Source organism: Bradyrhizobium sp., from assembly GCF_049581145.1.
Lineage (GTDB): Bacteria > Pseudomonadota > Alphaproteobacteria > Rhizobiales > Xanthobacteraceae > Bradyrhizobium.
In genome coordinates this window covers 1-6422 of the sequence record NZ_JBAURI010000915.1, presented here as the reverse complement: position 1 = coordinate 6422, position 6422 = coordinate 1, and the positions used below count along the sequence as shown (strand labels likewise).

5 protein-coding genes and 1 pseudogene are annotated in these 6422 nt (G+C 64.7%); 3 read left to right on the top strand and 3 right to left on the bottom strand.

Features of this window, described 5'->3' with window-relative positions:
- Together WCB02_RS30050 and WCB02_RS30045 are read left to right on the top strand one after the other, a co-directional pair.
- A partial coding sequence (locus WCB02_RS30050) for an SLC13 family permease (RefSeq protein WP_423963668.1) occupies window positions 1-509 on the top strand: 509 nt, incomplete at its 5' end.
- Between the two features lie 162 nt (window positions 510-671).
- Complete coding sequence (locus WCB02_RS30045) at window positions 672-2762, top strand: PAS domain-containing protein (protein WP_423963666.1); 2091 nt, start codon at window positions 672-674, stop codon at window positions 2760-2762.
- 246 nt (window positions 2763-3008) lie between these two features.
- Here WCB02_RS30045 and WCB02_RS30040 read toward each other — a convergent pair whose 3' ends face one another.
- Together WCB02_RS30040 and WCB02_RS30035 are read right to left on the bottom strand one after the other, a co-directional pair.
- On the bottom strand, window positions 3009-3332 hold the full coding sequence (locus WCB02_RS30040) for a hypothetical protein (RefSeq protein ID WP_423963664.1): 324 nt from the start codon (window positions 3330-3332) through the stop codon (window positions 3009-3011).
- Window positions 3333-3438: 106 nt separating this feature from the next.
- Window positions 3439-3885, bottom strand: coding sequence for an Hsp20 family protein (locus WCB02_RS30035; protein ID WP_423963662.1), 447 nt, complete (start codon window positions 3883-3885; stop codon window positions 3439-3441).
- 323 nt (window positions 3886-4208) lie between these two features.
- On the opposite strand from WCB02_RS30035, the gene WCB02_RS30030 reads away from it, so the two are divergent.
- Entirely contained in the window at window positions 4209-6059 is a 1851-nt protein-coding gene (locus tag WCB02_RS30030) for an alkaline phosphatase family protein (protein ID WP_423963660.1), read from the top strand.
- Window positions 6060-6124: 65 nt separating this feature from the next.
- On the opposite strand, the pseudogene WCB02_RS30025 reads toward WCB02_RS30030, so the two are convergent.
- Window positions 6125-6422, bottom strand: a pseudogene (locus tag WCB02_RS30025) (hypothetical protein); the annotation flags it as partial.

Sequence of the window (6422 nt, the reverse complement as noted above, 5' to 3'; positions counted from 1 at the left end):
TCTGCGGCCTGATCACGGCGATGGCGGTCCTGGTCCTGAGCCGGCAGTCGCCCGGGCCGGTGCTGAAGGGCATTTCGTGGAGCGTGCTGCCGCTGGTCGGCGGCCTGTTCGTCATGGTGGAAGCCCTGGTGCGGACCGGCGTGATCGCCCAGCTTGCCGCCGCGCTTCATGGCGCGGTCGCGCAATCGGTCCCACACACCGCCTGGCTCGGGGGCATCGTCACGGCATTGGCCGACAACATCGCCAACAACCTTCCGGTCGGCCTGATCGCGGGCTCGGTGATAGCCAACGATCATCTGCCGGCCTCGGTGGTCGGCGCAACGCTGATCGCCGTCGATCTCGGTCCCAATCTGTCGGTCACGGGCTCGCTGGCGACGATCCTTTGGCTGGTTGCGCTGCGGCGGGAGAAAATCGATGTCAGCGCCTGGCGTTTCCTGCAAATCGGTGCGCTCGTGACGCCGCCGGCGCTGGTAGCGGCGCTGGCCGCGGTCATTGCGTTCGGCCGGTAGGCGGTTGATCCGGATCAAGCCAAAGGCATGGAGCGGGATCCATGTTGACGCCCCAGCTTTGCTTTTCGAACTTCGAAAAGCTAATCTTTTGCGCGGGAGTTCGTTTGTGTTCGGCGACTTTCGATGTTCTGCGTGGCCCGATCGAGGATCGCTAGAGACCTGATGGACGAGACTGTCGATCGATCGCTGCAGTTCATGGCCGGCGGCGGCAAGGTCGGCGCGCTGATGCGCTCGCACGACTGGACTCACTCCCCGCTCGGCCCCCCTGCGACCTGGCCGCAATCGCTCCGGTCGGTTGTCGGATTGATCCTGGAATCGCGCTTTCCGATGTTCGTGGCCTGGGGCCGCGCGCTCAGCTTTCTCTATAACGACGCCTATGCCGAGATTCTCGGCGAGAAGCATCCTCGCGCGCTGGGTGGCCGCTTCCAGGAGATATGGACCGAGATCTGGCCCGACATCAGCCCGCTGATCGCGGCGGCGTTGGCCGGCGAAGCGACCTACCGCGAGGACCTGCCGCTGCTCATGAACCGGCGCGGCTTCGACGAGCAGACCTGGTTCACCTTCTCCTACTCGCCGGTACGCGACGAAGGCGGCGCGGTCGCCGGCATGTTTTGCGCGGTGGCCGAGACCACGCAGAAGATCGTCGCGGAAAAAGCGCTGCGCGATAGCGAGGAAGCCTTGCGGGCACTCAACGCCACGCTGGAGCGGCGGGTGGCCGACGCCGTGGCTGAGCGCAACGTGCTGGCCGACATCGTCGAGCGCACCGACATCATCGTGATCGTCGCCGATCTCGGCTATCGCCTGCTCGGCATCAACAAGGCGGGACAGGACGCGTTCGAGGCGATCTACGGCGTGCGTCCCGAGGTCGGCAACGACTTGCCGAGCCTGCTTGCGGACAAACCGGCTCATCTCAGCCAGATCCGGTCGTACTGGGACCGCGCGCTGGCGGGCGAACCATTCACCGCGATAGATGAATTTGGCGAGGAAGCCCTCTCGCGCCGCTCCTTCGAGGTGCGCTTCAGCCCGCTGTTCGGACCCGGAGGGCGTCAGATCGCCGCCTATCAGTTCGCGCAGGACATCACCGACAGGTTGCGCGAGCAGGCGCGCCTGCAGCAGGCCGAGGACGCGTTGCGGCGCGCGCAGAAACTGGAATCGCTCGGCCAGTTGACCGGCGGCGTGGCGCATGACTTCAACAATCTACTGGCGATCATGTCAGCCGGCGTGCAGTTGCTGGGCCGCCCGGGCGACCCGGCGCAACGCGCGCGCATCATGACCGGCATGCGCCAGGCCGTGAAACGCGGGGCGGCGCTGACCCGTCATCTGCTGTCATTCTCGCGGCAGCGGCCGCTCAATCCTGAAGCCGTCGATCTGGCCAGGCAGATCGACAACATGCGTGAGATCCTCGCCCGCTCGCTGCGCGGCGACATCCATGTCGAGATGCAGTTTGCGATCGACCTCTGGCCGGTCGAGGTCGACATCGGGGAATTCGAGCTGGCCCTGATCAATCTCTGCGTCAATGCGCGCGACGCGATCGCGGGCGAAGGCACGATCGGCATCACCGCGTGCAATCGGCCGGGCTTTTCGCAGGCCGGTCTCACTGGCGACGTTGTCGAATTGGCCGTCAGCGACAGCGGCGCGGGCATCCCCACCGACATGCTCTCACGCGTGTTCGATCCGTTCTTCACGACCAAGGAGGTCGGCAAGGGGTCAGGGCTCGGGCTCGCCCAGGTCTACGGCTTTGTCAAGCAATCCGGCGGACAGGTCGATATCCAGAGCGAGCTCGGCAACGGCACCACGGTGCGGCTGTTCCTGCCGCGAACCGACCGATCCCCGAGCCTGTCGCATGCCCAAAGCGAGTCTTTGGTGGCCGACGTCGACGGGCTGTTCGAGGGCCACGTCTTGCTGGTCGAGGATGACGATGAAGTCGCCGCACTCGCAGCCGAAATGCTGCGATTGATCGGCTTTGGCGTCACCCGTGTCGCCAGCGCGGCGGCCGCGCTGGGCGCGCTGGCCAATGGTCGGCCCGTCAGCCTGATATTCTCCGACATCATGATGCCCGGCAGCATGAGCGGCGTGGAGCTCGTGCGCGAGATCAGGAAGCGACGGCCTGAGCTGCCGGTTGTTCTCGCAACCGGCTATCAGGAAGCCGCAGCCGGTGCCGCGAAGGATGGAATCGGCGTGCTGCTGAAGCCGTACACGCTCGAGGAACTGGCGAGCGCGATCGGCAGCCAGCTCAGCGGCCGAAAGGACTAGCCCCGTTGCCAATCGGCGAAGCCGGGCTCGCGCCAGGCTTCGCCGCCCGATTTGCCTTACTCTGGCGCCTTGAGCGGTCCGTCGATCCATCGGCCCGCTTCGCTGGATTTCAACGGATCGGGCCCGTCGCAATCGAGGCAACGCAGCGTCCGCTCTCCCTTGCCGCCCGGCGGCAGCGCCAATGACATCGGCTTACTGCATTTCGGGCAGGGCCTTTGCGCCGGTTTCATTTCCCCCTCCCCGACCTCATGCCGCAAGCGCACGGCTGACCGAGCGCAGCCGGTTCGGCTTGCCGCCCGGCGGATGGTGCGGACCGCCATCGAGCGCACGCAGCGCTTCCAGGATTTCGTCGATCGGAACCGGCGCCTTCAGCCCGGGCGGCGCCCGCAGCGATGGGCAGGACGCGATCGCCGAGGCATCGGATGCCCAGGACGCCAGGATAGCTCGCTTTTCAGACAGCGTCAGCGAGGGATCGGCCACCACATCGCTTGGATGTTCGAAAACCGTGCCGGGGTGCAGCAGTGCATTGAGGTCGAAGACATTGTCAGACGTCGCGGTCATCGGCCGCATGGTTACACCTCCAATCTTGGACAGGTTGGATCACGTTGCCGCGCGACGATGCGCGCGGCAGTGCAGACATGAATCACGATGCAGGCCTTAAGCCTCGAACCGCTCCCTAAGCCGCCTTGGGCTCAATCCGATCGGTTGGCACGGGCCCGTTGATCGCAATACTGCGGGGCTTCATCGTCTCGGGCACCCGGCGCTCCAGATCGATCACCAAAAGGCCGTTCTCGACGGCCGCGCCCTTGACCTCGACGTGGTCGGCGAGCGTGAATTGCCGCCTGAACGGCCGCGCGGAGATGCCGCGGTAGAGGAAGGTGCGGCCTTCGTTCTCCGCCTTGCGGCCCTCGAGCGTGAGCACATCGTGCTCCAGCGTCAGCGCGATCTCGTCGGCGCTGAAGCCAGCCAGCGCGACCGAAATCCGGAAGCGATCCTGGTCGATCCGTTCGATATTGTAGGGGGGATAAGTATCTTCGGCGGCCTTCTGAACTTCGTCGAAGGCATCGAACAGACGGTCAAAACCCACGGTCGACCGCCACAGGGGAGTCCAATCATATCTCATAGCCAAATCCTCCAAAGAGCAAGATGGGTACGAGCCGGCGCCGGACACCCTGGACCGGCGCCCGCCTCAGTTTCGAAGCCCGCAAGCGGCGCCCCGATCGCTTTCCCGCGACGGCATAGAAATTGGAAAACCGGGGAAAAGTTTCAAGACGACCTCGAAATTTTTTCCGCGGCCAGCCCTGCCCGGAAGCCTGCAATTCGGTTGCGTTGTCACACCAAGGCCCTTGCAAAGAACGCTTATCATCGCTGTAACAAAACTGTCACAGAGCAAAACTAGACAGAAGCCGCGGCCACCGGGTCGCATTCCCAGGGGGAGGTCATCATATGCGCCGCACGGTCGCGCTGCTATCCGCGAGTTTTCTCACATTGGCCGTCGGGCCTGCGTTCGCGGACAATGCCACGCCGCATAATCTGATCCTGTTCGTGCCGGACGGTTTGCGGGCACTCAAGGTGACGCCCGAGACCGCGCCCGCGATGGCCGACATCCGTGACAAGGGCGTCAACTTCAAGAACCCGCATTCGATGTTTCCGACCTTCACGATGGCCAACGCGTCCGCGCTGTCGACCGGACACTATCTCGGCGATACCGGCACCTTTTCGAACACGATTTATGGCGGCTTCACCTCCGCGCCTGCCGGCGACACTGTCGTGCCGTTCCTTGAGAACGACGCAGTGCTCGGCGACATCGACGCGCATTTCGGCGGCAATTATCTCAACGAAGAAACCATCCTGAAACTGGCGCGGGAAAGGGGCTTCTCCACCGCGGCGATCGGCAAGGTCGGTCCGACCCTGATGTTCGACCACACGGACCGGACCGACAGAGCGGGCGCGCATTCGATTGTCATCGACGATGCCACCGGCGCCAAGACCGGCGTTCCGCTGTCCGATGACATGAAGGATGCGCTGACCAAGGCCAACCTGCCCCTCGCCGCCCCCTCGCGCGGCGATAACGGCAAGATCGGCGATGCCAAGACGCCGGGAACGACGATGGCGAACACCACCCAGCAGGCCTATTTCGCCGACGTCGCAGCAAAAGTGGTGCTGCCGATGTTCAAGGCGCGCAACAAGCCGTTCGTGCTGGTGTTCTGGTCGCGCGACCCCGACGGCAGCCAGCACAATCAGGGCGACAGCCTCAACGCGGTGACGCCCGGCATCAACGGCCCGACCTCGATGGCAGGCATCAAGAACGCCGACGACAATCTCGCGCAACTGCGCAAGGCGCTCGACGACCTCGGGCTGACCTCGACCACCGACGTCATCGTCTCCGCCGACCACGGCTTCTCGACGATCTCCAAGCAGAGCAAGACGAGCCCATCGGCCAAGGTCAGCTATGACGACACGCCGAAGGATTTCCTCCCAATGGGCTTCCTGGCGCTCGATCTGGCCAAGGCGCTGGACCTGCCGCTGTTCGATCCCAATGACAAGAATGCGCCGGTCGCCGCAACCGCTCACCCCAAGGCCGGCAACGGCGTGCTTGGCAAGGATCCGACCAAGCCCGACATGGTGATCGCCACCAATGGTGGATCGGATCTGATCTATCTGCCGAACAAGGACAAGAAGCTCGCCGACAAGGCGATCAAGGCGCTACTCGACCAAGACTATGTCAGCGGGCTGTTCGTCGACGACGCGCTCGGCCGCTTCCCCGGCACGCTGCCGATGTCGCAGATCAACCTGAAGGGCAAGGCGGTCACGCCCACTCCCTCGATCGTGGTCAACTTCCGCTCCTATGTGGAGGGCTGCAACGAGCCGACCAATTGCTCGGTCGAAATAGCCGATACCGTGCTGCGGCAGGGCCAAGGCATGCATGGCAGTTTTGGCCGCGGCGACACCATGAATTTCATGGCGGCGATGGGACCGGACTTCAAGGCCGGCTACGCCGATCCTCTGCCAGTCTCCAACGCCGACGTCGGGATGACCATCGCCCAGCTCATGGGCTTGCATGCCTCAGCCGAAGGCGGCCTGATGGGACGGGTGATCTCGGAGGCCCTGCCGAACGGGATCGTCCCGAAGGCGGCCGACGGCGAGATCACCTCCAAGCCGGCGGCGAACGGACTCAAGACCGTCCTGAAGTACCAGCGCGTGCTGACGCAGCGTTATTTCGACGCAGCCGGATTTGCCGGCCGCACCGTCGGGCTCGAAACCGAAACCGCCAAGCAGACAACGGCAGGGGAGTAACCGGGCCAACAAAAACGGCGGGGAAATGACCCCGCCGTTCAGCCATACGATCGGTCGGGATGCGTCTACATCCCGATGTCGAACACGTTCGGCAGGGTCGACAGCGGCAGCGCGGCGGCGCCGACCAGAGTCGCCACCAGCGCCATCAGCGCGCGGTTGCGACGCTGCTTGCCGCGCATCTGATCCGCGATCCACTCCAGCACTTCGGTATCGACGCGCGCGGCGCTGGCCGGCGCCCAGCTCTCGATATCGGTCTCCGGCGCCAGCGCGACCGTGCGCGGCGGCACCGGCAGGCCCGACGCGGACGCCGCATGATGGGCGACCGCCTTTGCCAGCAGGTCGTCGAAACGGCCATCGTCGCTG

Bases quoted from the DNA above. Each gene is read 5' to 3' on its own strand.
- WCB02_RS30045 (WP_423963666.1), top strand. From the start codon at position 672: ATGGACGAGACTGTCGATCGATCGCTGCAGTTCATGGCCGGCGGCGGC.
- WCB02_RS30040 (WP_423963664.1), bottom strand. From the start codon at position 3,332: ATGCGGCCGATGACCGCGACGTCTGACAATGTCTTCGACCTCAATGCA.
- WCB02_RS30035 (WP_423963662.1), bottom strand. From the start codon at position 3,885: ATGAGATATGATTGGACTCCCCTGTGGCGGTCGACCGTGGGTTTTGAC.
- WCB02_RS30030 (WP_423963660.1), top strand. From the start codon at position 4,209: ATGCGCCGCACGGTCGCGCTGCTATCCGCGAGTTTTCTCACATTGGCC.